General features: G+C 61.0%; 15 protein-coding genes. 8 read left to right on the plus strand and 7 right to left on the minus strand.

The genetic code is table 11. The features are described from left to right. Window positions 1-240: 240 nt before the first annotated feature. Entirely contained in the window at window positions 241-2,409 is a 2,169-nt protein-coding gene (locus FYK55_RS09205; protein ID WP_150076104.1) for a hypothetical protein, read from the plus strand. Window positions 2,410-2,549: 140 nt separating this feature from the next. On the opposite strand, the gene FYK55_RS09210 is transcribed toward FYK55_RS09205, so the two are convergent. After that, the gene (locus FYK55_RS09210; protein ID WP_150076105.1) at window positions 2,550-4,628 is read right to left on the minus strand and encodes a glycoside hydrolase family 32 protein; all 2,079 of its coding nucleotides are present in this window, start codon (window positions 4,626-4,628) and stop codon (window positions 2,550-2,552) included. Window positions 4,629-4,868: 240 nt separating this feature from the next. On the opposite strand from FYK55_RS09210, the gene FYK55_RS09215 reads away from it, so the two are divergent. Further along, complete coding sequence (locus FYK55_RS09215) at window positions 4,869-6,059, plus strand: App1 family protein (protein ID WP_150076106.1); 1,191 nt, start codon at window positions 4,869-4,871, stop codon at window positions 6,057-6,059. 120 nt (window positions 6,060-6,179) lie between these two features. Here FYK55_RS09215 and FYK55_RS09220 read toward each other — a convergent pair whose 3' ends face one another. Beyond that, complete coding sequence (locus FYK55_RS09220; protein WP_161604390.1) at window positions 6,180-6,770, minus strand: ANTAR domain-containing response regulator; 591 nt, start codon at window positions 6,768-6,770, stop codon at window positions 6,180-6,182. Between the two features lie 550 nt (window positions 6,771-7,320). Here FYK55_RS09220 and FYK55_RS09225 point away from each other — a divergent pair. Continuing rightward, window positions 7,321-8,886: an ATPase domain-containing protein gene (locus tag FYK55_RS09225; RefSeq protein ID WP_150076108.1), complete on the plus strand. Its 1,566-nt coding sequence runs from the start codon at window positions 7,321-7,323 to the stop codon at window positions 8,884-8,886. Between the two features lie 9 nt (window positions 8,887-8,895). Beyond that, window positions 8,896-10,479: an ATP-binding response regulator gene (locus FYK55_RS09230; RefSeq protein WP_150076109.1), complete on the plus strand. Its 1,584-nt coding sequence runs from the start codon at window positions 8,896-8,898 to the stop codon at window positions 10,477-10,479. Window positions 10,480-10,883: 404 nt separating this feature from the next. Here the strand turns inward: FYK55_RS09230 and FYK55_RS09235 are convergent, their stop codons facing one another. Continuing rightward, a complete protein-coding gene (locus tag FYK55_RS09235) occupies window positions 10,884-11,774 on the minus strand; it encodes a PP2C family protein-serine/threonine phosphatase (protein WP_161604391.1) in 891 nt (296 codons plus the stop codon). 299 nt (window positions 11,775-12,073) lie between these two features. Here FYK55_RS09235 and FYK55_RS09240 point away from each other — a divergent pair, with 299 nt between their 5' ends. Both FYK55_RS09240 and holA read left to right on the plus strand, forming a co-directional pair. Further along, a complete protein-coding gene (locus FYK55_RS09240) occupies window positions 12,074-13,588 on the plus strand; it encodes a sulfatase family protein (protein ID WP_235908548.1) in 1,515 nt (504 codons plus the stop codon). A 232-nt stretch (window positions 13,589-13,820) separates the two neighbouring features. Beyond that, window positions 13,821-14,864 (plus strand): DNA polymerase III subunit delta, encoded by a 1,044-nt coding sequence (gene holA, locus FYK55_RS09245; RefSeq protein WP_150076111.1) that lies wholly within the window; start codon window positions 13,821-13,823, stop codon window positions 14,862-14,864. A gap of 179 nt (window positions 14,865-15,043) precedes the next feature. Here the strand turns inward: holA and FYK55_RS09250 are convergent, their stop codons facing one another. From FYK55_RS09250 to FYK55_RS09265, 4 genes are all read right to left on the minus strand, one after another. Next, complete coding sequence (locus FYK55_RS09250) at window positions 15,044-17,167, minus strand: suppressor of fused domain protein (protein ID WP_161604392.1); 2,124 nt, start codon at window positions 17,165-17,167, stop codon at window positions 15,044-15,046. Between the two features lie 94 nt (window positions 17,168-17,261). Further along, window positions 17,262-18,200 carry an ABC transporter ATP-binding protein gene (locus tag FYK55_RS09255; RefSeq protein WP_150076113.1) on the minus strand — a complete coding sequence of 313 codons (939 nt, stop codon included), beginning with the start codon at window positions 18,198-18,200 and terminating at the stop codon, window positions 17,262-17,264. Window positions 18,201-18,314: 114 nt separating this feature from the next. Beyond that, entirely contained in the window at window positions 18,315-20,885 is a 2,571-nt protein-coding gene (locus FYK55_RS09260) for a hypothetical protein (RefSeq protein WP_150076114.1), read from the minus strand. Then, window positions 20,882-21,199, minus strand: coding sequence for a MazG nucleotide pyrophosphohydrolase domain-containing protein (locus FYK55_RS09265; RefSeq protein ID WP_150076115.1), 318 nt, complete (start codon window positions 21,197-21,199; stop codon window positions 20,882-20,884). The genes FYK55_RS09260 and FYK55_RS09265 overlap by 4 nt, the downstream gene beginning before the upstream one ends. 502 nt (window positions 21,200-21,701) lie before the next feature. Here FYK55_RS09265 and FYK55_RS09270 point away from each other — a divergent pair. Together FYK55_RS09270 and FYK55_RS09275 are read left to right on the plus strand one after the other, a co-directional pair. Next, on the plus strand, window positions 21,702-22,910 hold the full coding sequence (locus FYK55_RS09270; RefSeq protein WP_235908549.1) for a sulfotransferase family protein: 1,209 nt from the start codon (window positions 21,702-21,704) through the stop codon (window positions 22,908-22,910). Beyond that, entirely contained in the window at window positions 22,897-24,231 is a 1,335-nt protein-coding gene (locus FYK55_RS09275; RefSeq protein WP_150076116.1) for a 3-keto-disaccharide hydrolase, read from the plus strand. The genes FYK55_RS09270 and FYK55_RS09275 overlap by 14 nt, the downstream gene beginning before the upstream one ends. The last annotated feature ends 9 nt before the right edge of the window (window positions 24,232-24,240 follow it).

Here is a 24,240-nt window from a genome sequence, read left to right on the forward strand (position 1 = left end):
CGGCCGTCCCCGCGGATCACGGGGCCCAAGGATCTCCCCACATTTAAATCCGTTGTGCTTGGGAGGAGCGAACGGCGACGAAGCCGCAGGAGGGGTGGACGAACCGCCGCTTCCCGAAATACTCGCTCACGGTGGCGGTGGGCGGATCGCTTTTTACCGTCGGCTGCTCAAGTAGCGGACCCCAAATTGCCGAAGCCGAAGAGGAGGTCTACCCCCGCTGATTCCACTCGGACGTGTTCGATGCACCCACCCGGCAAAACCGCTCTGGTCGCAATCCTGGCTGCCAGTGTCTGGTGTCAGGCGACGGTTCGGGCGAGCGATGCCACGGGAGCCGTGCCACCGGAAGCCGTCAAACTTGCCTCCCGCGTGTTCGAGCTTCCATTCCAACGTGACGCCGGGTCGAAGGCAACCCGTGTCCGATTGTATGTCTCGACCGATCGCGGACAAACCTGGCGGACTGTCACCGAAGAACCCATCACGACGTCGCAGTTTCATTACCAGGCTCCCAGCGACGGCGAATTCTGGTTCGCCACGGCGACCGATCTGGTCTATGCCGCCGACGACCCGCCCGAACTGACGGTGCAACAGCGGGTGGTGGTGGACACCGCCGGACCGCAGATTGCCATCCGCGGCGAAGCCGACATCTCCGGACAGCTTGCCGTCACGCTGCAGTTGGATGATCCTCAGAAGGTGGCCACCTTGCGAATCCTGTACGCCACCGACGTCGCTCCGCAATGGAAAACCATTCCCAACGACGCCGTGGACGACCAGGGGCGGTTCAAGGTCCGACCGACCGAGCGTTGGCAGCAATTGCCCATTCACGTGACCGCCGTCGATTCGCTGGGCAATGCCTCGGTCGAATCGAAGACGTTTCGCCGCCCACGTATTGCCCAAACGCAACCGGCTTCGGCCGACGAACCGACGCCCACCGAAGTCCCCGAGTCCGACCGGAACCCTGGCGTGACGGGATCCTCGAATCGCTTGCGGGTGCACACGGCCGCCGGCCCCAGCGATCCGCCGGCGATGCTGATCGGTCCTCAACTGGTTCCACGCGACGTCCCCGAAAATGCTCAGCCGTCGACCGGACCGGGGTTCTCCGGCGCATCGGACTTGCGTGATGACGGAGCCCCTGTTCCGACAAATCCTTCCCAGACGGATTCGACCGATGGGACAGGACCGACGGCCAACCGTCGTTCGTCGCGCGACCTTTCCTTCGGATCCGGATTCGGATTCGGGCGAACGTCCCCTCAAGCCCAGCCCGCGGGAAAGACCTCCGGCCAGCCGCAGTCGCCCCAATCGCTTAGCCTGCCGTCGGCGGGGCTGAGCGCAAAAACCACACCGCGCGGACTGGAAGTCCTGGGGATGGATTCGGGCAGCACGACGCCGCCGGGATCGTTTCATCCGGCCGGAGCCAAACCGATGAATCCCGCAAAGTCACCCTCGACGTTCGGGCCGCCATCGGTCCACCAGTCTTTCGGCTCACCAGACGATTCCGGCCAACCACAACTCACCGGACCGAAAACGTTCGCGGCAGCCAAAGCGACGGAAGCCGCCCCCGAATCGATTCCCACACCGGCCGCCGATCCGGATCGCCCACGCAGTCTGTCCGAAGCGATGCGCCCGCTGTCGTCTGCCGAATCCGCCGGATCGGTGGAGACCGAAACGATCCCGACGCCAGCCCCCAGCGAGACCCCGGAAGACCGGCGCCGCTATCGCGCCGAGCGTGCCGAACAGATCGGTCGCGATCAACAAACTCGATTTGATCTGGCGCAGCTTGCCCGAACGGTGCCGTTCCGCTTCAGTGATTCGAACCTGTTCAGCTTGGAATACGAACTGGAAGCCGTCGGCGCCGCGGGCGTGGACGCGATCGAGCTTTATGGCAGCACCGATGGTGGCCAGACATGGAAACGCTGGGGCGTCGATGCGGACCGAACCAGCCCGTTCGATATCAAGACCAAGGGCGAAGGCATCTTCGCCTTCAAAGTCGTCGTGCTTGGCAAGAACGGATTGGCCAGCCCGCGCCCGCTTGCCGGTGACCCGCCGGACATCGCCGTGGTCGTCGACCAAACCCTTCCGGAGATCAAGATCACGTCGGCACGCTACGGCGAGGGTGATCGGACGGGATCCCTGGTGATCCGCTATCAGTGCAGTGACAAGAACATGTCCGAACGTCCCATCGCGCTGGCCTTCAGCGACTCCGCCTCCGGACCGTGGACCACCATCGCCGCCGGACTCCGCAACGAAGGCCTGTATGTCTGGCCGGCCGATCCCAAATTGCCGCCGCAGATCTACCTGCGAATCGACGCCACCGACCAGGCCGGCAACGTCGGGAGCTACTTGCTGGATCAGCCGATTGCCACCGAAGGGCTGGCGCCGCGTGCCAGGATCTTAGGCTTCCGGCCTCAATGATCCGGCCGCGAAGTGGTTGGCGACGGCAGCGACATGGACTCTGACATCTAAAATCGGGAACCACGGGTTCCAAACGTCATTCGCCGCCGTCTGGCGACGGCAGCGACACGGCTTCGCAGCTTACTCGCCTTCCGCACCGCTTACTCGCCTTCTGCACCGGAGGCTGTGGCGGTGGGGGCATCGGGCCAAATGGATCGCAGCGGAAACAGCGTGGTGTCCGTCAATCGCGCCGTCTCTCCCCCGGCGAAAACTTCGATCACCGGCTGCTGACTGCTCGGGAAGATCCGGTCGCTGATCACGGCTTCCCCGTCGTTGATGAAGACCTCGATGGTCGACCGATCCACGATCATTTCCAACGTCACTCGGCCGTCGATCGTTCGCACCGGCGCTTCGTGACGACCGGCAAACGTCTCGTGGAAATCCACCGTTCCAGATCGACGCCGGTCGACATACACCACACGACCTTGGCGATCGTATCCGACCTCGGTGAACTCGTCCGCTCCGGTCCGCAGCCGAATGCCGCAAGACCTTTCCGTCCCGGGGATCAATGCTGTCTTCAACACAAAACTCATGTCCGACAGTTCGCCCGGAGCGGTGACCGCAACCGGCGGCCAGCTGGCCGCCGACGTGTCCAGATCACGCCGGCCACTGCGAAGCGATCGCAGCTCTTGAATCGGGCGTTGAACTAAGGTGTACACGTCCTGACCGCCCTCCCCTGGCACCTGATGCAGCGTCAGGGTCCGGGGCACCGACATGCAACTCCGCCAAGGCGAAGTAGGCACCAGGCAGGTCTCCCAGTTATTGAACCAACCAATCCAGAGACGACGGCCGTCCGACGGTGGAATGTTGGACCAGCTGACCGGTGCATAGAAGTCACGCCCGAAATCGACCCACCGCGCCGACTGAATGGGCGTGAATTTCTGGCCGTCGAAGTCACCGACAAAGTATTCGCCGCCGCTGCCGCCGGCGATCGATCCGCTGCCCATGTCGGCTTCCAACACCCACAGTTGCCGGCCCGGTTCATTTTCGACCTCCAGCGGAAACAGATCCGGACATTCCCAGTTCAGCTTGCCTTCGACGCCCGCGGGCCCGAACCGGCTGAGCTCCTCCCAATGCTTGAGGTCAGGCGATTGGTAGAACACGATCACCCGTTCGGTCGCCAACGCCACCACCATCACCCAACGTTCGGTCGGCTGATGCCAAAACACTTTCGGATCACGAAAATCGGACTGGCCGATGTCCAGCACCGGGTTGCCGGCGTAGCGCGTCCAGCTGCGACCGTTGTCGTTGCTGTAAGCCAGATTCTGAACCTGTTTGCCGTGACCATGGCCCGTGTAGATGGCCACCATCGGCGGCGCGTCGTCTGGACCCAATCCCGACGTGTTGTGGTGGTCGACCACACAACAACCGCTGAACGCCATCACGCCGTCGACTTCCGGGATGGCAACCGGCAGGTGTTCCCAATGCACCATGTCGCGGCTGACGGCGTGTCCCCAACTCATGTGACCCCAAGTAATCCCGGCGGGGTTGTACTGGTAGAACAGGTGGTATTCCCCGTTGTGGTACACCAGGCCGTTGGGATCATTCATCCAGTGAATTTCGGGACTGAAATGCACCTGCGGGCGAAAGGGTTCATCGTAATAGTCATCGCCAGTTCGGTAACGCTGCAGTTTGTATTGCAGATCAAACCGCTCCGGAGGCTGATCGACCAGCGTGATCTGATCAACATTCACATGCCCCCACCCGCCGCGGGCCCGATCGTAGATTCGCAGCGTCGCTTCACGCTCGGCGAACTCTCGCACTTCCCACGACTGCCACTGCAACGACTCCGAATCCGCTCCGCTCGCCCGGCGAACCGGTTGTCCGTCGACAATCAATTCGATTCCGACGGCCGACGCGTCCGCCCCGCCACCGATCAGGAACGCCAGATAAGGCTTGGTCAGCGTGAAGGGTCGGCTGGTAGCCGTGCCAACCGAGGCGTCGCCACCGTGGAACGTATTGACCAAGCGTTGCCCGCGAAATCCGGAGACGTCCATCTGTCCGGGCAGCGTTCCCGCGGCAGGTCCCTTGCCGAAAGCGTCGCCGGTCAACGCCCAGCCGTCATAGGACGCAGATTCGAAATCCTCGATCACAACATCGTCCGCGATCGATTCCGATGGCCGTCCGAATGTCGCCCAAGCCGCTAACGAAAAGAGCACACAGAATTGAAGGCGTTTCATCAGGGTGATCCGGCGGTTCTAGAAGTGACATGACGACGCTCAGGTCCGAACACGGTAACAAACTTTAACGGGCTCGGTTGACTCCCCCAGCTCCGATCGCTCGTCGACGTGCGGCGGTTCCGGCACGGTGGCACGACAATTGCCCTGGAAACGATTGCCCTGAATTAGAGGACCTGTATCCAAACGAGTCGTATTTGGATGATTCGTCCTCTGCGCCCGCTGCCCCTCTTCATGGATCTAATGAGCAACACCACCCCGCCGAAATGGAAACAGGACCTGCAGAAATGGTTGATGCTCAATGCGTCTCGAATGGATGACCTTGCCGATGCGGGCATCCGCCGTCTTCGCCGACGGTTCGGACGGCAGGGGGTTCCCCAGTTGCAGACCTACATGGGATATGCGTCTCGAGATGCGATCCATCTCCACGGCCGCGTGTTGACCAATCCGGCGATTGAACCCAACTTTGATGACGACCGCTGGTGGCACAACCTGGTGGGAACGATGCGTCGGTTCGCGAGCGATGAAGTACCGGGAATCACCGTCGAGGCCTCGGTGGAGGGCGTCACCGCCACATCCATTAGCGATTCGGAAGGCTACTTCCGGATCACTTTGCCGCTGCATGCATCGATGCGGGTTTCCGGCTTTTGGTCGCAGGCGAGATTGCACATGATCGACGCCCCGGGGGTGAATCGGGAACAGGATCAGGCATTCTGCAACTTCCTGAACACGCCGGAGAACGCCAGCTACGCAATCATCAGCGACGTTGACGACACCATCCTGCACACCGGCGCGACGGACATCGCGACGATGGCCAAGTTGACGTTTTTTGGGAACGCCCGGACGCGGGCGCCGTTGGACGGCGTCGCGGAATTGTACGAGCGGATGCAGCAGGATGGCGGCACCGACGGGGTGCTGAAGAATCCGATCTTCTACATTTCAAGTTCGCCCTGGAACCTGTATGACCTGTTGGAAGATTTCTTGGATCTCAACGCGATCCCTCGTGGACCGCTACTGCTGCGGGACCTGGGGATTGACGAACACAAATTCATCAAGTCCACGCACGATCACAAGATCGACAAGCTCAACCAGTTGCTGGATCACTTGGACGGACTGTCGTTCATTCTGCTTGGAGATTCCGGCCAAGAAGACGCCCGGTTGTACGCGACGGCGGCGCGTCACGCCCCCGACCGGATCAAAGCCATCTTCATTCGGGACATCGACCCGTCGGTGCAAAGCCACCACGATACCAAAGTCGACCAATACGTCCGTCAGGCGGCGGAAGTCGACGTCCCGATGTACCTTGTCAAAGACAGCGTTGACGTGGCCGATCGATTGATTCGGGAGGAATTACTCACCGAAGCGGCTTATGACAGGATCGTCCGCGCGACCGACCGTGATCGGCACCGACAGCGAACACCGGTGCAACCTTGAACGGGATGCTGACGGATCGCATTGCGGACGGACACAGTGCTGACGGATCGCCGTACTGACGGATCGCAGTGCTGTCAGATCTCCTTTCGCCTCGACACCGGAGGCGGTACGAGTGTGTCGTCAGCTCTCACTCAACAACTCGTCGGCCTCCACCAGCGTCTTGGCCACTTCGCCGATCTTGGTCCGCTTGTCGGTCGCCATCCGTCGGAGCTGCTTGTAGGCGCCTTCCTCGTCAAGATCGCGTTGCTTCATCAGCAATCCCTTCGCCCGTTCGACCCACTTGCGCAGCTGCAACGCCTCCCGCAATTCTTCGTTCTCTTCACGAAGTTCTTGAAACTGCGAGAACCGTTGCATCACCAGGAAAATCGCGGGCCGCAAGTCGTGCGTCTGCACCGGCTCGGCCAGGTAAGCCATCACATGATCCTGGAGGGCCCTTTCGACCTTATCTTGGTCGGTTTCCTTCGAGACGATGATCGACGGGATCGGTTCCTGCTTCCCGCATTCGACAAGCGATTCGATCCCATCCATGTCCGACAGCCGCACGCCGGAAATCAGCAATTCCGGCGGCTGTTCCTTCACCGCAGCGATCATCTCCCGCCCGGAATGGGTGACCAGTTGCAATTGATGCCCAAGCACTTTGAGCATTTCCGTTACCACGGCGCGGGACGCGTCGTCCCCATGAGCAAAAATGATTTTGTAGGAAGTATTCATCGAATCGTCGTTCCCTCCGGCCACTTGACGCCGCATCGAGCAATTCCTGATCGCCTAGACGGCGGTCGACAGACAGACCGAATTATTTGAAGTTTTTCAGTCTTTTGCTACCTGGGTTTGTGCGGATGTCGCGGACCTACCTACCACCCGGCGGGGCAGCCGGAGTTCATTCGACGGACAGAAGGCTTTGGGAACTGAGTTCGTCGCCTCGCTTCGTTTGAAAAAGGTTTCGCGACGCGCGCTAGAACGTCGCTTCCCGCCGTCTGGCGACGGCAGCTACGGGGCAAAAATTTCGCAGATGGGACTGGTTGGGCCGCAATGACTCTGCCGTTGACCGCTGGCCTTCCCCTCCTGTCCGGCACGGTCTTTGCATCTCGTGCTGCTGAGCTGAGAACTTGGTGGACGTCGTTCTTACATCGCTTGTCCATCCAATGCCCATTCGTCGCCGGCCGAACGCCCCCTGCGTCGGCGTCCATTGCCGCACCTCCAGGGTGCGAGCGTCAATCCTGTCCCGTACACGTCAAGCGTGGAACAAAAGCCAGAAATACCGATGCCAGCAGAGGATGACCAAAGACAGAGCCTGCCGACCGGAGCGGCCTTGACGGACCGGTTCGATAAACAGGCCAGCGAATTGATCAGCATCGGCAATGACCGACTAGACCATATCTTGGGCGGCGGAGTCACGCCGAATTGTTTCTTGCTGGTGGAAGGCGATCCGGGGGCCGGCAAGACCACGTTGGCTTTGCAGTTCGCACTCGAGGGCGTCCGGCGAGAAGAGCCGGTCCTGTACATCGCGCTGTCCGAAGGCGAAACCGAATTGCGTGCGGTCGCGGCTTCCCACGGTCTGGATCTTAGTGGAATCGACCTGATCGATCTTTCACCAGGCAGCGAAGTCTTGACGGATGAATCCGCGACCATCTTCCATCCCACGGACATTGAACTCGGTGAGCTGACCGACGCAATCACACAGTCCTTCGAACGCTTCAAACCCAAACGCGTCGTCATCGATTCGCTCGGCGAGTTGCGTCACTTGTCGCAGAGCGATTTGCGGTACCGTCGTCAACTGATGGCGCTGAAAAGCTACTTCCGGTCCAAGGAGTGCACCGTCCTGTTGATTGACGATCGGTTGGAAAGTGCGGATCTGCAGTTACAGGGTGTGGCCCGAGGCACGATCGAGCTGCAACGATCGACGCCCGCCTACGGCCGAATCCGTCGTCGACTTCAAGTCTCCAAGATGCGCGGTCAACAGGTCCGTACGGGTTTCCACGACTTCACCATCGAACACGGCGGTTTAAAAGTGTTCCCCCGATTGGTCGCGGCCGAACATGCCGATGAATTCGAGCACGGTTGTGTGACCAGCAGGGTGCCTCCCTTGGATTCGCTACTCGGTGGCGGTGTCCAGAAAGGCACCAGCACGCTGGTCATCGGCGCGGCCGGCACCGGAAAGAGTTCCATCTGCGCCCAGTATGCATATGCCGCCTGTCAACCTTCGCCTGACGCCCCTGCCCCGGCCCGCTCGGCCATCTACGTTTTTGACGAAACAGCGGCGAACTTCCTTCATCGCTGCGAAGGTCTCGGGATCCCCTTGCGGGAAGCTCGCGAAGCCGGCCAATTGATCATGCGTCAGGTGGACTCGGCCGAGCTTTCTCCAGGCGAATTCGCTTGGCACGTTCGGACCAGTGTGGAGGACTACGGTGTCCGGTTTGTCGTCATCGACAGCCTGAACGGGCTGATGCATTCGATGCCCGACGAAGACTACCTGCGTGGTCAGCTGCACGAACTACTCAGTTACCTCTCCCAAAAAGGAGTGTGCACCCTCATCACGCTCAGTCAGCATGGATTGATTGGCGACGACGTTGAATCTCCCGTTGAGACGAGTTACTTGGCTGATGCCAATATCTTGCTTCGGTACTTCGAACACCGCGGACGCGTTCGCAAAGCGATCAGCGTCATGAAGAAACGGACCGGCGGTCATGAAACGGCAGTCCGTGAGATCGTGTTTTCCGATGACGGGATCACGATCGGCCAGCCGCTGGAAGATTTTCATGCGGTCCTCAGCGGATCCCCCACTTACACCGGCGAAGATGAGCAACTCATCGACGACGCCTGCCACTGAGGTGACAAGATGGGAGATCTTTCGACCGAGCTGAGCGATTGGACCGACGACGTCGGCGCCGACGGACGCGTGTTGATGATCCCGCTGTCTCCCAGAGACCGACGCCTGACCGAGCAACTGTTCAGCAGCGAAGGGATCAGCGTCCAGTTCTGTTGCGACATGACGGAGTTGTGCAACGAAGTGGCGCGAGGCTCCGGCGTCCTCGTTCTCCACCACGAGCAGTTTCGTCGGTACCGGTTTCCGGGACTGCTGGATTTTCTGACTTCACAGCCTCGTTGGTCTGACCTGCCCGTGGTGTTTGTGACGGACGATCACGAATCCTTGCCACATCCGCTGGAAGACGTCGGCAATGTCACCGTGTTGCACAAGCCGCTGCACAGCCTGACCTTCCTGAGTGTGGTGCGTGCCTGCCTGACCTCTCGCCGAAAACAGTACCAGCTGCGAGATATGCTGCGTGCCAACTTGCGTGCGAGAGCGGAGCTGGAGGAAAACGACCGAAGGAAAGACGAATTCCTCGCCACCCTGGCCCATGAACTACGCAATCCGCTGGCACCAATCCAGAATTCGTTGGATTTGCTGAGCGTCGAACAGGTGAGCCTCCGAGAAGAGCATCAACTGCGTGAGATCATGACCCGTCAGGTCAAGCAGTTGAGCCGGATTGTGGACGACCTGCTGGACGTGTCGAGGATCACGCGTGGCAAAATCAAATTGGTCCGCAGCACCATCGATCTTCGCGACAGCATCCTGGCGGGGATCGAAGCATCGGCGCCCTTCATCCGCCAATCCGACCAGACGCTGAACGTCGACTTGGGCGAATTGCCGATGCCGGTTTACGGCGACAGCGCACGGTTATCGCAAGTGATCGCCAACTTGCTCAACAACGCCGCGAAGTACACTCCCGCTGGCGGCACCATTTGGGTGGAAACCTTTGCCCACGGGGGCCTGTTTGAAGTCGCCATCCGCGACGACGGGATCGGAATCGACTCGGACCAGATCGACAGCGTCTTCGATCTTTTCACGCAACACGATATCGAACGCGAACGGGGACAAGCCGGACTTGGGATCGGCCTGACGCTAGTCAAACGGCTGCTCGAACTGCACGGCGGCAGTGTGCGTGTCGAGAGCGATGGACTGGGAACCGGCTCCACTTTCGTGATCCGCATGCCGCGTGACGTCGAAGTCGGTGAGCCGGGAGCCACCTGCCTGACGTCCGCTGCTGCCATCGAGGCCGAGCGTTGTTTCCGCGTGCTGGTGGTGGAAGACACGCGGGCCATCCGCTACGTGCTGTCGCGATTGCTGCAAACCCTGGGACATACCGTCGAGGTCGCCGAGAACGGTGCGGAGGGCTTGGCCATCGCGAGGCAAAGTCGGCCCGAACTGATCATCTCCGACATTTCGATGCCGAAAATGAACGGCTACCAACTCGCCTGTCAGATCCGAAACGACCCCGCGTTTGATCGCACCATGCTGGTCGCGATGACCGGCTATGGACGCGAAGAGGATCGCAATCGCGCCTTGGCACACGGCTTCAATGCCCACCTGACCAAACCGGTCGACTTGGATTCGCTGCGCAAATTGCTGGCTGCCTTGTAGTGACCACCACGCTCTGGCGAGCGTGGCTACCGGAATGCGGTGAAATCCAACCTGCCCCAGCCATTAAAATCTCTGACTCGTAGCTGCCGTCGCCAGAGGGCGGTCACACCGGGGACCACCACGCTCTGGCGAGCGTGGCTACCGGAATGCGGTGAAATCCAACCTGCCCCAGCCATAAAAATCTCTGACTCGTAGCTGCCGTCGCCAGACGGCGGACACACCGGGGGACCACCACGCTCTGGCGAGCGTGGCTACCGGAATGCGGTGAAATCCAACCTGCCCCAGCCATCAGAATCTCAGGCTCATGGCTGCCGTCGCCAGACGGCAAGTGCTTCGATTCACCACCACGCTCTGGCGAGCGTGGCTACCTGGAAGTGGCGGCGCACGACAAATTCAGTCGATGCCTAAAAGATGGTGGTATCCAACCCGGCCCCGGCGGAATCGGTCGGTCCTTCGCCCACCACCCGACAGATCACCGCGGTGATGTTGTCGGTTCCGCCGGCTTCATTGGCCAGATCAATCAATTGGCGCACCTTCACCTCGGGGGAACCCGCTTCTTCCAGCACGGATCGGATGGTCCTGTCATCGAGCATGCCCGTCAAACCGTCACTGCACAACAAGATCTGGTCGCCGACTCGCAGATCTGCTCGGATCGCCTCCGGTGACACCTGCTTGCGACTTCCGCCGACGCAGTTCCACAACACGTGCCGCCAGTGTTGCAAGGATGGATCCGATTCATTCAACCCGCCGGAATCGAGTAACTGCTGAGCCACCGTGTGGTCGGTCGTCAATTGCCGGAGAACGCCGTCGCGCAACTGATAGCAGCGGCTGTCTCCCGCGTGGACAACATAAATCTTTGGCCACAGCAGGTAGGCCATGGTAACCGTCGTCCCCATGGAATGGCCCTCGGGACCGGCGGACCACAATTCTTTCTGAACACTGACCAGCGACTCGGAAAGTTCGTCAATGAAGTCATCCTCGGCGGTCGGAGAGAGTTTTAGGAACCAACGCATCATGTCCAGGACGTAGCGGGCAGTCGCCTGGACCGCGATGCGGCTGGCACGTTCTCCCGCCTCGTGGCCTCCCATGCCGTCGGCAACGACCAGCAAACTTCCTTGTTGGCAGCCGAACATCTCGTCTTCGATTTCGCCTTCGACATCGGTATCGCGAATCACCAATTGTCGACGGAGATCCCCCACGATGTAGTGATCCTGGTTTTCGTTCCGCACCCTGCCGACATCGGAGTCACCGGCAACTTCGAAGGAATCATGCGCGTGGTTGATCAGCGTGGACATTGGCATTTTCCTCGTTCAGCGTCAGACCCGGAACCGTGAGAGATCCACGCCACCCGCCCCGTGATGCGATCTCATCGGGGGCGTCGATCTCATCGGGGGCGTCGATGCGAATCCCATGCCGTTTTCGAGTTTGAACTTCCGACAGTCGCCCTCGCCAACGATTCGAGCGGCCAAGCGGCGCCCAACGGCTGCTTTCACCACCCGCCGATCGGTTGTGCTACGCTGGGAACCCCACCGGCGGCGGCCAGCGAAGCCAAAGCAAACACGCCGCTTTTGCATACCAACGAATGGGTTTCGACATGTTTCAGACCGATGTCACGACGCACTCGGGCGGATGCCCCTTGATCACGCATCCTTTGCGACTCCGCCTCGCACTGCTTGCGGTCGGAGTGACCGTGCTGTCCTTGATGCCAACCATGCGTCCCGCGCTGTCTGCGGCCGAACCGGCGTCGCGGCCGAACATCGTGTTGGTCATGGCCGATGACCAGGGATGGGGCGAAACCGGATACAACGGGCACCCGATTCTGAAAACACCGCACCTGGATGCGATGGCGGCTGCGGGCCTGCGGTTGGATCGCTTCTACGCCGGCGCTCCGGTTTGTTCACCGACGCGCGCTGCCGTCCTCACCGGGCGCAACTGCCAGCGAGCCGGAGTCCCCGAACATGGCTATGCGCTCCGGCACCAGGAAATCACGCTGCCGCAGTTGTTGGCCGATGCGGGCTACCAAACGGCTCATTTCGGCAAGTGGCATCTGGACGGGTTGCGGGGACCAGGCGTGCCGATTCTGGCCAGCGATCCGTTCCATCCGGGGACGTTTGGCTTTTCCCATTGGCTATCGGTGACGAACTTCTACGACCGAGATCCGTTGCTCAGCCTGGAAGGCGAATTCGTTGGCTACCTGGGCGATTCCTCCGACGTGATTATTGACCAGGCGCTGACACACATCCGGCAGCAGGCCGGCAACGACCAACCGTTCTTCGATGTCATCTGGTACGGCACGCCGCATTCACCCTTCCGAGCTTCCCAGGACGATCGGCGTGCGTTCAGCGACTTGGATGAAAACTCCCAGCACCACTACGGGGAACTGGTGGCGTTGGACCGCAGCCTGGGAACGCTGCGCGCGGGGCTGCGGCAACTGGGTCTGCAGGAGAACACGCTGCTCTGGTACTGCAGCGACAACGGCGGACTGCCAAAGATCGAACCGCCCACCACCGGTGGACTGCGGGGACACAAGGGAACCATCTTCGAGGGCGGCCTGCGGGTTCCCTGCGTCATGGAATGGCCCGGAACAATCCAACCGCGGCGTTCCAGTTATCCGGCCAGCGTGATGGACATCCTGCCGACAGTTTTGGAACTCGCTGGGGTCGAGTACCCTGAACCGCAGCGTCCCCGGGATGGGATCAGCCTGACCAAACTGTTTCACCCGGACGCCGAGGGCGCCGACGCTGAACGTGACCAGCCGATCTGTTTCCGATACCGCGGTGCCGCAGCGATCGTCGACAACGATTGGAAACTGCTGTCGCAAAACGTTGCCCAGGGCCAGTTCCAACTGTACGACCTGAGCCGAGACGTCGCCGAAGCCAACGATGCCGCCGCCGCGGCCCCCGAACGGGCGAAGTCGCTGGAAACGAAACTTCAAGATTGGCTCGCTTCGGTGGATGCCAGCATTGCCGGAAAAGATTATCCGTCGGGAACGGTGGATGCGAATCATCCCCAGCCCTCCTACTGGGTTGATCACCCCGATTACCAGCCATACCTGGATCGTTGGCAATCGCGGTGGCAGTACGGAGACTGGATTCGCCGCCGCCGCTAGCTGGCAGCGCCACGTTGAGATCGCCTGACATTGATCGCTAGATGGCCCCCTGCGGAACTTCGGGTGAGCCGCGTGGCGCTAGCCGCGGGTTTTCTCGATTCGACCGGCGGCTAGCACCTTGCCGCGCACTGCACTGCAAATCACGGTGTTTTTGATTGTAGATGACGCTGTTCAGCTGGCACCACGCGGCTCACGCAAAGACAACTCCCCCGGGGACTGTTATCCTGTCGCCATGGCCAAAACACATGCCTTTGAACTGCTAACCAAGAACGCTTCCGAGACCCCGGTCGACTTCGACGTGGCCGCGGTCTTCGGCAGCGACGCGACCCTGAAGTCCTGGTGCACGACCCGCTTGACGGGCCGGGCGGACGTGACCGATGTCGACGGTCAGACCGCGCGCTGGATGGATCTGAACGACGAATTGTCGACCGCGTCTTTGTTCGACATGGGGGAGAAGCGAACGTTGGTGGTCCGCGATGCGGACAAATTTGTTTCCAACCATCGCACCGAACTGGAAGCCTTTCTCGGCAAATCCGGCTCGGCTGCCCGTCTGGTGCTGCAACTGGAATCGCTGGCGTCCAACACCAAGGTCTACAAGTCGATCGACAAGTCCCACTTGCTGGTCAACTGCAGCGGCGAACCGGGTAAGAAGAGTGGAGTGACCGCCGCGGTCCGCCGAAAGTTTTTAACCGGATTCGTCGCCGATCGACACCAAACCAAGTTGGCAAATCAGGCTGCCGATGCGCTGGTGGAAATGCTGGGCGATGACATCGGATTTTTGGATACCGAGATTGCCAAACTGTCGCTTTACCTGCCACCGGGTGAAACGATCGACGAAACGATGGTTCGTGACATCGTGGCGGGTTGGCAAGGTAAAACCGTCTGGCAAATCACCGAAGCCATCGCCTCCGGTGACGCGGCCGAGGCGCTCAAGCAATTGGACAAACTGATTGCCGGTGGGCAGCCGGCGATCGCCCTGCTGCCCCAAATTGCGTGGTCACTCCGCCGTCTGGGATTGGCCACAGCGGCTCACTTGCAAGCCGAACGTTCGGGGCGTCGTCGACGGCTGGAAGATTCGCTGGCCAGTGCCGGCATCACCCGTCCCCACGAAATCACCCGCGCGATTGCGGACATGAAGCGAATGAAACGGGCGAAGGCCAGTCAGCTTCTGCCCTGGTTGCTCGACGCTGACTTGCGATTGAAAGGAACCCACAGCGCCGACGGCCGCGATCGGTTTCTGTTGGAGCAATTCGTGATGCGGCTGGCGAGCACCTGATGCCTCGCTGGACAAGCGGCACTTTGGGTGAGCCGCGGCCGTTTCCGTCGGCTGACACGGACGACAGTGGGCTTTCGTCGCGTCGCGACTTCAGTCATTGATGGTCGTTCGGCCGCCCGGGAAGGATTGCCCCACTTGCCGCGCATCGGCGGAACTATCCATGCGACTTGTCGCCCTGCCTAGCGACGAAACCAGCGTTTGCGTTTGACGTAACATTCACGCGACGGATCGAAACAGACTGAATGCTGGTACTTCCGCATCAGGGGCAGGAATTTATGGATCCCGCTGCCGTCGATCACGCTGCGCTCGGCAGCCGTGATCGTGACAAGCCAAAACAGCTGGATCGGCCCGCCATCGTCGTCCGGCACCGAGATCGGTTTCGAATCCGCCTCGATCGTTGGCAACAGATACACACAGGCGCGGTGCTTGCTGTCAAGCAGCCAGCCGTCCAGGTCACCAAGTGCCGCCGTTGTCCCAATTGACAGGCCCCGCTTGTGCTTGAACGGCATTTTGGCGGCACAGCGAAGCACGTTGATGGCGCGGTCGTCGACCTGGGCAACATACATCAACAGTTCCGCCCGCACCGACCGCTGGCCGCGCGGCATCGGAATGGGGTAGTCGCTCATGCCGCTGGTCACCAGCGTGCAGAATTCGCGATCCCCGCGCGGCAGATGAATCGACAAATCGACACGCATCGCCGGATCGCTATCGACAAGGGTTTGATCGCAGGGACCGAACCGATGCTCATAGGCCTCTCGCCGGTGCCCTTCCAGAGCGGACCGGAAACCGATCTTCGTTAGCTCGCCGCCATCGACACCGGTCTGATTGCTCGCGATTCGATGGGAGAATTCGTCCCAGCTGTTGGCTTGGATGACGTCGGGAGGAATCGACAATTGCGCGACGTCATGGATCGTGTCGTCCTCGGCTGACGCTGCGTCTGGTGGCCGCTGATCGTGAGGCACCGGATCATGAGATCGCTGATCGTGCGGCAAATGATCAGGGGGCCCGCTAATCGGCGCCGATGCGGAACGTTCCTCTGCCGTCTCAACAAGACCGGAGGCGTCGGACCCTGCGGATTCTGGCGTCGAGACGACGTGTGTCGGCCGCTCGCTCGCGTCCTCGTCAAAACCGTCCGAGTCGTCATCGGTGCCGCGAACCGTTCCGACACTCAATTGCACCCATTCCAACTCGCGTCGCGTCAGCTCGGTTTCACGCCGAATCAGCTCCTGTTCGCGGCGTGCCAGCGCCGACTGACGGGCCGCAAACTCTTGCAACAAGTGTTGTTTTTCACTCAACAGATCCTCGGACGCGCCAGCGACACGCGTCGCATCGCCCGATGGCGGTCCAGCTTGGCCGGTCAGAGAATCCCCGCTCGCCTCCGGAGCCTCGCTGGCTTCCGGTGCCACGCTGGCTTCCAAATTCGACGGCGTTGGATCGCGTGGCTCCGATTCCTCCCCGGGGCGATCCGGCTGTGCGGCAGGCTCCCGAATCGCTTGCTGAGACTGATCCAAGGACTGCTGGCGATGATCCAGGTCGTCCGACCGCTGATTCAGTGACGATTCGCGATCGTCCAATTCGGCGGCCCGCTGCGACAAGTGGGATTCCGCCTTCTCCAACTCTTCCTGGCGGCGATCCAGCTCCTGCTGCTGGTCGATCAGGCGGTCGTCGCGGGCTTCCAATTCCTTCCGCTGATGCTCCAACCGTTCCGCTTCCGTCCTCTGTTCGGCGCCACGCGTCTCCCACTGGGCCGCCTGGGCCTCCAATGTTTGCGTCTGCTGGCGATGACGTTCATCGACCTGGGCCACCTGGTGCTCCCGCGCGGCCACGTCGTCTTCGCGTTCACGCAGCTCAGCTTCGCGACGATCGAGTTGCGATTCGCGTTGGCTGACCTGATCTTCTCGGTCACGGATTCGGTCGGCGTGCCGATCAAGCTCGGTGGCACGGCTGTCCAATTCCGACTGTCGCTTGAGCATCGCTTCCTCGCTCGCAGAATCGGGCACCCAGTGCGACGATTCAATCTGGTCCTCTCCGACGGATCCATCGACCAAATCCGCGGAGGCGTCCGTCACGGCGATGGGAAACTTCAAGCCGCGAAACGCCCCGGCGGGAAGCCACTTCCCGTCATCCGATCCGATCCCCGTTTTAGGACCGATCGCACCGGCGTCGATGTAGCGTTGCAACTGAGTTGCGGAATAGGGGCCCCGCTTTCCTTTTGTGGTTCTGACGTACCACTGCTTTGACATGCTGGCGACCTGACTCACGGAGAAACCGTTTCGCAACACCGGTGGGGCAAATCCTAACACGAAAGGACTTCGCGGTGTCGCGATCGGAACCGGCGGCACCTGCTTTCACCGCCGCGTGACCGCCGCAGGCTTCCACGCCCACCGCTTGGCCGACCTACATTCGTGTGCTGGTGCCCTTGGTCAGCGCCATGAAAGCTGACTCAAGATCAAGTTCTTCTTCGGAGAACCGTTTGAGATCAATGTCGTTTTGAATCAACAGCTTCGGCAAGTCGCTGTATTCTTCGACTTCGGGTTTCAAGATCACACGCACGCGGGCGTCACCCAACTCACATCCCTGCACCTTGTCGTGGTGCTGCAACAGATCAATGATTCGCTGCAGTTGGTCTGGCCGATTGGGCTGTATCACCAACACGGTGTGCTGCCGGACCATGCGGATCACCTCGCTGACCTCGGCATTCTGTTTCAGCTCGCCGCGGTCGATGATGCCGACCTTGTTACAGACGTCGGCCAATTCGGGCAAAATGTGGCTGCTGACGATGATCGTCTTGCCCATTTCCCCGAGCTTCCGCAACAGGTTCCGCATTTCAATCCGTGCCCTCGGATCCAGACCCGAAAGCGGTTCGTCCAGTAGTAGCACCTGGGGATCGTGCAGCAGCGTGCGGGCCAGGCCCAATCGCTGAGTCTGACCACGTGAGAGCGTGTTGGCGAAGGCATCCCGTTTGAATTCCAGGTCGACAATTTCCAACATTTCGTCCACACGTTTGCGCCGCCCTTCGCCGCCCATTCGATAGGCGGCGGCAAAGAACTCCAGGTACTCCACGACCGTCATGTCGTCGTAGACCCCGAAGAAATCGGGCATGTAGCCGACCAATCGACGGATCTCCTTGGGCGCGGTGTGAACGGAGTGGCCGCACACGTAGGCCTCGCCCCAGCTCGGTTCCAGCAACGTCGCGATGATACGCATCGTCGTCGTTTTTCCGGCTCCGTTGGGTCCGATGAATCCGAACAGATCGCCGGCCTGCAAATCCAAATCGATGCTGCGGATCGCGAATGCGTCTCCGTACTTTTTCGTCAAATCGGCTGTTTTGATCACGTCGTTTTTTCGGGCAGCGGTGGTTTCGGGGAATTCAATCCGGGCCTTGGCAGATCTGTTGGTGGACGACTCGCGACCATGGGGCAAGCTCCGGCCGCGGGTTGGACGATGGCATCATTCCAGACGCGTTGAACGTACCGGCAAGACCAGCCGAACGTACGAGACGACTTGCCCCTCGGGCGTGAAGGCCCGACTTTGAAGCTCGGGCGTGAAGGCCCGACTTTGAAACTCGGGCGTGGAGGCACCGTTCTGCTCCTCCGCCCCCTGTCGGATCTGGAACTGAACCAACGGCTGTTCGGTTCTTCCGACCAGCACGCAACGATCATCGACCAAAAGGTGTGAGAGGTCCAAACTGCCGAGTGCCAAATGCCTGAGCCCCGTGTACAACTCGCCTCCGGCGGCGCGGTGAAACATGACCATCTCGGCGACGCGGTCCAGGTTGGAGAAGTCACCGACCTCCCAGGGAGTCGTCTCGGTGACATTCTCTTCCAACGCCTGCTGGCGGGACAGACGCCAACGAAAGTTCTTTTGCCGCAGGTCGCCCAACGAAGGAATCTCGGCACCGGCGGGAAATCGCGTCGGCAACAGGTACACCCAATTGCGATAAATCAACATCCCGTCCAGGACATCCATCGGCAGCGGATTGACCACGCCACCTCGCAACAACTCGCTGCCCGGCCGGCGGATCACCTCGGCGGACGTGTCCACCTCCGGCGTGAAGATGGATTCCATCGCCACCGACTTGCTGCTGCGTGGGGCAATCGTCAGACCTCGAACTTCGGTCGCGATCTGTTCTCCCGACGCATCACGAGCTTCATCGCCGTCGAACCGTTGCGGATCGATCGTGTAGGGCGGCAGCAATGAATCTTCGCCCGCCAATTGGATTCCGCCGAACGATCGACCGGGATAGCCCATCGGAAAAGCCAAGATCCGTGGCACGAGGTCGTCGCGGCGCTGCATCGCAATCAGATCGGCCGAGGGTCGGTACGAGACATCGACGTCCGCCGGGCCGTGTGAGTACAGGTAGGCCCAGGCGAACGCCCGGCCAAACCCGTTGACCCAATCCACGTCAACGATTTGCAACTGGTTGGCACGCAACAAGGGCGCACCGCCGGACGCCTGGGGCGTTGAAGGCTCCGCGCCGCCGGCGAGAGCACTTCGTTCCTGGTTCGCATCGGCACCGCTGTTTGCCGAGATGTTTCGCGGCGAAGCGGCGAACACCAGGAACACCGAAAGGGCGATCGCGACCAGCGGAAAGGTCAACCAGCCAAGCAGGGGCCGGCCAAACACACGATTGATCAACAGATAATCCAGCGGCCCGATCGCGGCGATCAGCGCCAGCAGGATGACCGAGATGAATGAGAAACTGAAGCTTGGCTTGAGCGAAAATTGGTCCAGGGTTCCGCGGACCTGTCCGGCCAGATCATTGAACGACGTTGCCCGATCCCCGGCCGGCGATTGACGCTCCGACTCCACCAAGACCTGTTCGGCAAGTTGTTTGACCAGGCTCAAACGATCTGGCCAACTGGCAAACAGGGCGCTGTCCAGATCGGCGGCGATGACGGTCAGGCGTCCGAAACCGATCAGGTATTCGGCTGCCAACACGGCGGTCACTCGTCGCGTCGTGCGGCCGGTGATCAGCGTGCGACCGGTTCGTCGCGGCAAGCGGATCCCCTCAAATCGCTGCAGCGGCGTCTGGCTGGAGGTGAACGTCTCCAGGGCCGCGGGATCCAGCTGCGACAACTCCACTTGCTCGACCGGCAACACTCCGGTCAACCAGGGCGCCGCCTGATCCACCTCGGGGGCCGACTGGCCCAATGCCAAAAAGATCCTGCCGCCTCCGCGCAGCCAATTCAACAACGCTTCACTTTGCTCGCCCGACATCGACCGCAACACCGGCAATCCGGATGCGTTGATCATCACCAGATCCACGCCCTCGTAGCCGAACGATCGCCAGGGAAGACTGTCGGCGGAATCGACACGGGTCACCGCAATCGTCGCTTGTTTGTCGCGAAGGACGGTGGAGGTGCCAATCTCGTCGACTCCCAGCGGATCACCGATCGACACCACCCAGGGCATCTCCGGCGGAATCATCGATGGCCCACGAGCCGGCACCCCGGCTTCGGGAAAACGTCCCTTGTAGATCGTTTCCGAGCCTCCATCGTGCTGCCGCAGCAGTTGCAGCGGCGCCGCTTCGGATCCCGGCACCACGTAACCCAACTCACCGTTGGCGGGAACTTCGCCTGATTCGATCGGGAACGTGTCATAGATCACACGCACCCCGTCTCCATCCAAAGTCATCATTTGCAGGTCGGTGCGATGCTCCGCGAGGGGAGTGTTGCCCCGAGGCAGCAACGACGGTCGCGCCAAACGAACTGCGGTTTGTCGCCCCACGCGATAGTGCCCTCGAATTCCAACGACCACCGGACCGGCAAGCTCTCCGAGCTCCGCACCGATCGATTCCGATGGCGTTGTCTCCTCCGTCGCCGAGGCCTGCGCGGCGGAAACGGGCTGGGAGCTTGACGCGGCAAGCGGGCCGGCGAAGGCCAGCAACAACGCCATCCCCAGCCGACGTCGGAGACTCCGATCAAACCGCATGGCGGACGCCTCCGCCCGAACGGCCGGGGTCGGCCGCGGAACGACACCAACGAGAAATCGGAACAATTGAATCACGAGCAGAATCATGGCTTTTCCGAGTCGGGGCAGACGCACACCAGCTTTCCGCAACCGGGGCAACCACCGCCGTATTTATTGACCAAGGCGGCATTCAAATCGACATCGGCAACATTGGCGATCGTCGTCAGCCAGGCAATGACGTCGGCAAATTCCTCCGCCAGGTTTTCCCGATCGTCACTACGTAGAGCCGACGAAAGTTCCCCAACTTCCTCCATCAGCCACATGAACGTGCCTTCGACCCCCCGCGCGGCGTCCTTTTCGAAATACATCTGGCGGATGTGGCGTTGCAGATCGGCAAAGGTCAGTTCGGAGGAGTCATTCATGTCGCTGTTCCACGGGCACTGATTTTTCCACTGCGGGTTTTTCCACTGCGGGACGGCGTGGATCACCGTCCGGGTTCGGGGCGGCCCGATTGTAGCCACCGTCAGCGCTTTCGCGATCGGGGTCCCCTGGAGTAAAGTGTTGGATTGACCGTCGGACCGTTGCCGTTCGGACCGTTGCCTGTCAGATCGTTGCCTGCCGGACCTGTGTCTGCCAGAGGTTGGCCGATCTGAGTCACCGATCTGGGTTATTGGTACAGAACTGGTTCACGTTTGGTTCCCTCAACGCTCGCCGGATGTTCCGCCACTGGCCGGCCCGCCTGCGACAATCTGCCAGAGGCAGCCGCCTCCACGCTCCGCCTCTCCAACCCCGAAGCCTCCGTCGTTGTCTGATTTAGAGCACTCCTTTCGGGACCGCTCTGTCCCTGACGAATCTGTCCCTCACGAAACCGCTGGTCACCGCGAGAGTTCAGGTCCCGGTGAAAGTTCGGGCCGGCGCGAAGAATTGCCGGCCCCGGGACAGGGTGATCGTTCGGAATCTGCCGCGGGGCCCGACACGCGTTCGGCGGCCAAGTTTCACCGCTATCCGTTTTACGCGCCGCGTTTCTGGCACGGGATGCGTCCGTTGGCTTGGCTGGGTTTGCTGCGACAGGGCGGATTTCGGATCCACCCCAGTCGCTGGACGCACCTGATCGGCGTCTCGTTCGCCACACCCTGGAACACGGTGCTGGCGGGGATCCAATGGGCGTTGTTCTCGCGGACGCTGGCCAAGGCCGAACTGCACGGACCACCGGTCTTCATCGTCGGCCACTGGCGCAGCGGCACCACCTTGCTGCACGAGCTGATGGTGTTGGACGAACGCTACAGCAGCCCGTCGACCTTTCAGTGTTTTGCGCCGCATCACTTCCTGGTGTCCGAATGGTTTTTTCGGCGTTTCCTGGGCTGGCTGATTCCCGGCAAGCGGCCAATGGACAACATGAGCGCTGGCTGGGAACGGCCGCAGGAAGATGAGTTCGCGCTGTTGAACCTGGGACTGCCGTCGCCCTATCGGCGGATCGCGTTTCCGCGTCAGCCTCCCATCGATCTGGATTATCTGGATTTCAAAAACGTCGCCGAGGAAGACGTTCGACACTGGTTGCAGACGCTTCGCGAATTCATGTTGGCCGTCAGCACTGCGACCGGACGTCCCCTGGTGATCAAGAGTCCCACGCACACCGGCCGTCTGGCGCAACTTGCCGCCGCGTTCCCCGATGCGCGATTCATTCACGTCACGCGTGATCCGCGATCCTTGTTTCCTTCGACGCTTCGTCTGTGGACCAGCCTGTCGGAGAATCAAGGCATGCAGCCGCCCGGCGACCCGGAAGCCGGCGCCCCCGCGCTGTCGCCCGAAAAGGAATACGTGATCGAATGCCTGCGACGGATGTACGATTCCTTTCACGCCGTCCGCGGAGACATCGATCCCAACCGGATCGTGGATATTCGCTACGAAGACCTGGCGGCGGACCCCGTCGCGACCTTGCAAACGGTTTACCGGTCGCTGCGATTGAGCGATTTCGAATCGGTCCGACCGGTGATCGAAGCCTGGGCCCATACCGAACACCGCGCCTACCAAACCAACCGTCACCGCCTGTCCGAGTCGGACGAAGCGGCGATTCGAACGGCTTGGAAAGATTACTTTGAAACCTACGGGTACGCCTCTGATGCTTCCAGCTGATTCCGTCCGGACGTCGCCGAAACGCCTGCTCGTGCTGACTTCGATCCTGGTTGCCGCCTTGTCGTCGGGCTGTCGACGCGGCGCTCCATCGGTCGAACCGGCCGAATCGGTCTCCCAGTCGCGCGTCCAAGAAGATGCCGCCGAGGCGCAGGCGGATTCCCCCGCGACGTTCGCCGCACAAACCTACGAGGCGACCGCCGAACAGTTGCTCGCCGCGCGTCTTCCCGATGACGAAGCGTCCGAGGGTTGGGTGCGATTGTTCGACGGACACACCCTGTATGGATGGGAGATCAGTGGAAAAGCCGATTTTCGCGTCGACGACGGTGCGATCGTCGTCGACCAGGGTGCGGTTTGCTTGATGTGCACGTCGACCACCTGGGGTGACTTTGACCTGACCCTGGAATTTGAAGCGGATGACACGACCAACAGTGGCATTTTCATTCGCACGCCGTTGGAACCCCAGGACCCCGCCAGCGATTGCTACGAGATCAATATCGCGCCGGACGACAATCCCTTCCCGACCGGCAGCATCGTCGCTCGCAAGAAAGCGGATTATCCCGATGGCCGGCCGGATCCACCGACCGACGGTTGGCGGACCATGAGAATCGTCGCGCGTGGTGGCGACATCAGCGTCGAAGTTGACGGCAAACCGGCCTGCAACTTCTCCGACCCTATGCCCCTGGCGCCTCGCCGCATCGGCTTGCAACACAACAGCGGTCGCGTGGCATTCCGCAATCTGAAAATCAAACCATTGGGGCTGGATAACCTGCTCGACGCCGACCTGTCGCAGTGGAAGAAGTACCCCGAAATGCCCGGCGACTTCACCGTCAACGAGCAAGGCGAATTGCACGTCGTCGGCGGCCGAACGCAGTTGGAAACCCGATCAACCTACGGCGACTTCTACCTGCTGGCCGAATACAAGATCGATGACCCCGCGATGAACTCCGGAATCTTTTTCCGCTGTATTCCGGGGGACGAAATGATGGGCTACGAGTGTCAGGTCCACAACGGCTACAAGAACGACTCGCGGTTGTCGCCCCAGGACTGCGGGACCGGCGGCATCTTTCGTCGCCAAGACGCCCGCGTGGTTGCGGGTGAAACGGGACAATGGTCAACGTTGTTGTTGCATGCCAACGGCGACAAAATGGCGGCGTGGGTCGGGGGCGTCCAAGTCAGTGACTGGCAGGACACCCGTCCGCCGGACGAAAACCCACGCAAAGGAAAACGGCTGGCCCCCGGGACGATCATGATCCAGGGACATGACCCGGGGACCGATGTGCTGTTCCGCAATTTGCAGATTGTCGACTTGGACGCCGAGTGATTTGATGCG

Origin of the sequence: Roseiconus nitratireducens, assembly GCF_008629675.1 — a bacterium.
Classification (GTDB): Bacteria; Planctomycetota; Planctomycetia; order Pirellulales; family Pirellulaceae; genus Stieleria; species Stieleria nitratireducens.

Coding starts and splice junctions, on each gene's coding strand:
- FYK55_RS09205 (WP_150076104.1), top strand. CDS start 241: ATGCACCCACCCGGCAAAACCGCTCTGGTCGCAATCCTGGCTGCCAGT.
- FYK55_RS09210 (WP_150076105.1), bottom strand. CDS start 4,628: ATGAAACGCCTTCAATTCTGTGTGCTCTTTTCGTTAGCGGCTTGGGCG.
- FYK55_RS09215 (WP_150076106.1), top strand. CDS start 4,869: ATGAGCAACACCACCCCGCCGAAATGGAAACAGGACCTGCAGAAATGG.
- FYK55_RS09220 (WP_161604390.1), bottom strand. CDS start 6,770: ATGAATACTTCCTACAAAATCATTTTTGCTCATGGGGACGACGCGTCC.
- FYK55_RS09225 (WP_150076108.1), top strand. CDS start 7,321: ATGCCAGCAGAGGATGACCAAAGACAGAGCCTGCCGACCGGAGCGGCC.
- FYK55_RS09230 (WP_150076109.1), top strand. CDS start 8,896: ATGGGAGATCTTTCGACCGAGCTGAGCGATTGGACCGACGACGTCGGC.
- FYK55_RS09235 (WP_161604391.1), bottom strand. CDS start 11,774: ATGTCCACGCTGATCAACCACGCGCATGATTCCTTCGAAGTTGCCGGT.
- FYK55_RS09240 (WP_235908548.1), top strand. CDS start 12,074: ATGTTTCAGACCGATGTCACGACGCACTCGGGCGGATGCCCCTTGATC.
- holA (WP_150076111.1), top strand. CDS start 13,821: ATGGCCAAAACACATGCCTTTGAACTGCTAACCAAGAACGCTTCCGAG.
- FYK55_RS09260 (WP_150076114.1), bottom strand. CDS start 20,885: ATGATTCTGCTCGTGATTCAATTGTTCCGATTTCTCGTTGGTGTCGTT.
- FYK55_RS09265 (WP_150076115.1), bottom strand. CDS start 21,199: ATGAATGACTCCTCCGAACTGACCTTTGCCGATCTGCAACGCCACATC.
- FYK55_RS09275 (WP_150076116.1), top strand. CDS start 22,897: ATGCTTCCAGCTGATTCCGTCCGGACGTCGCCGAAACGCCTGCTCGTG.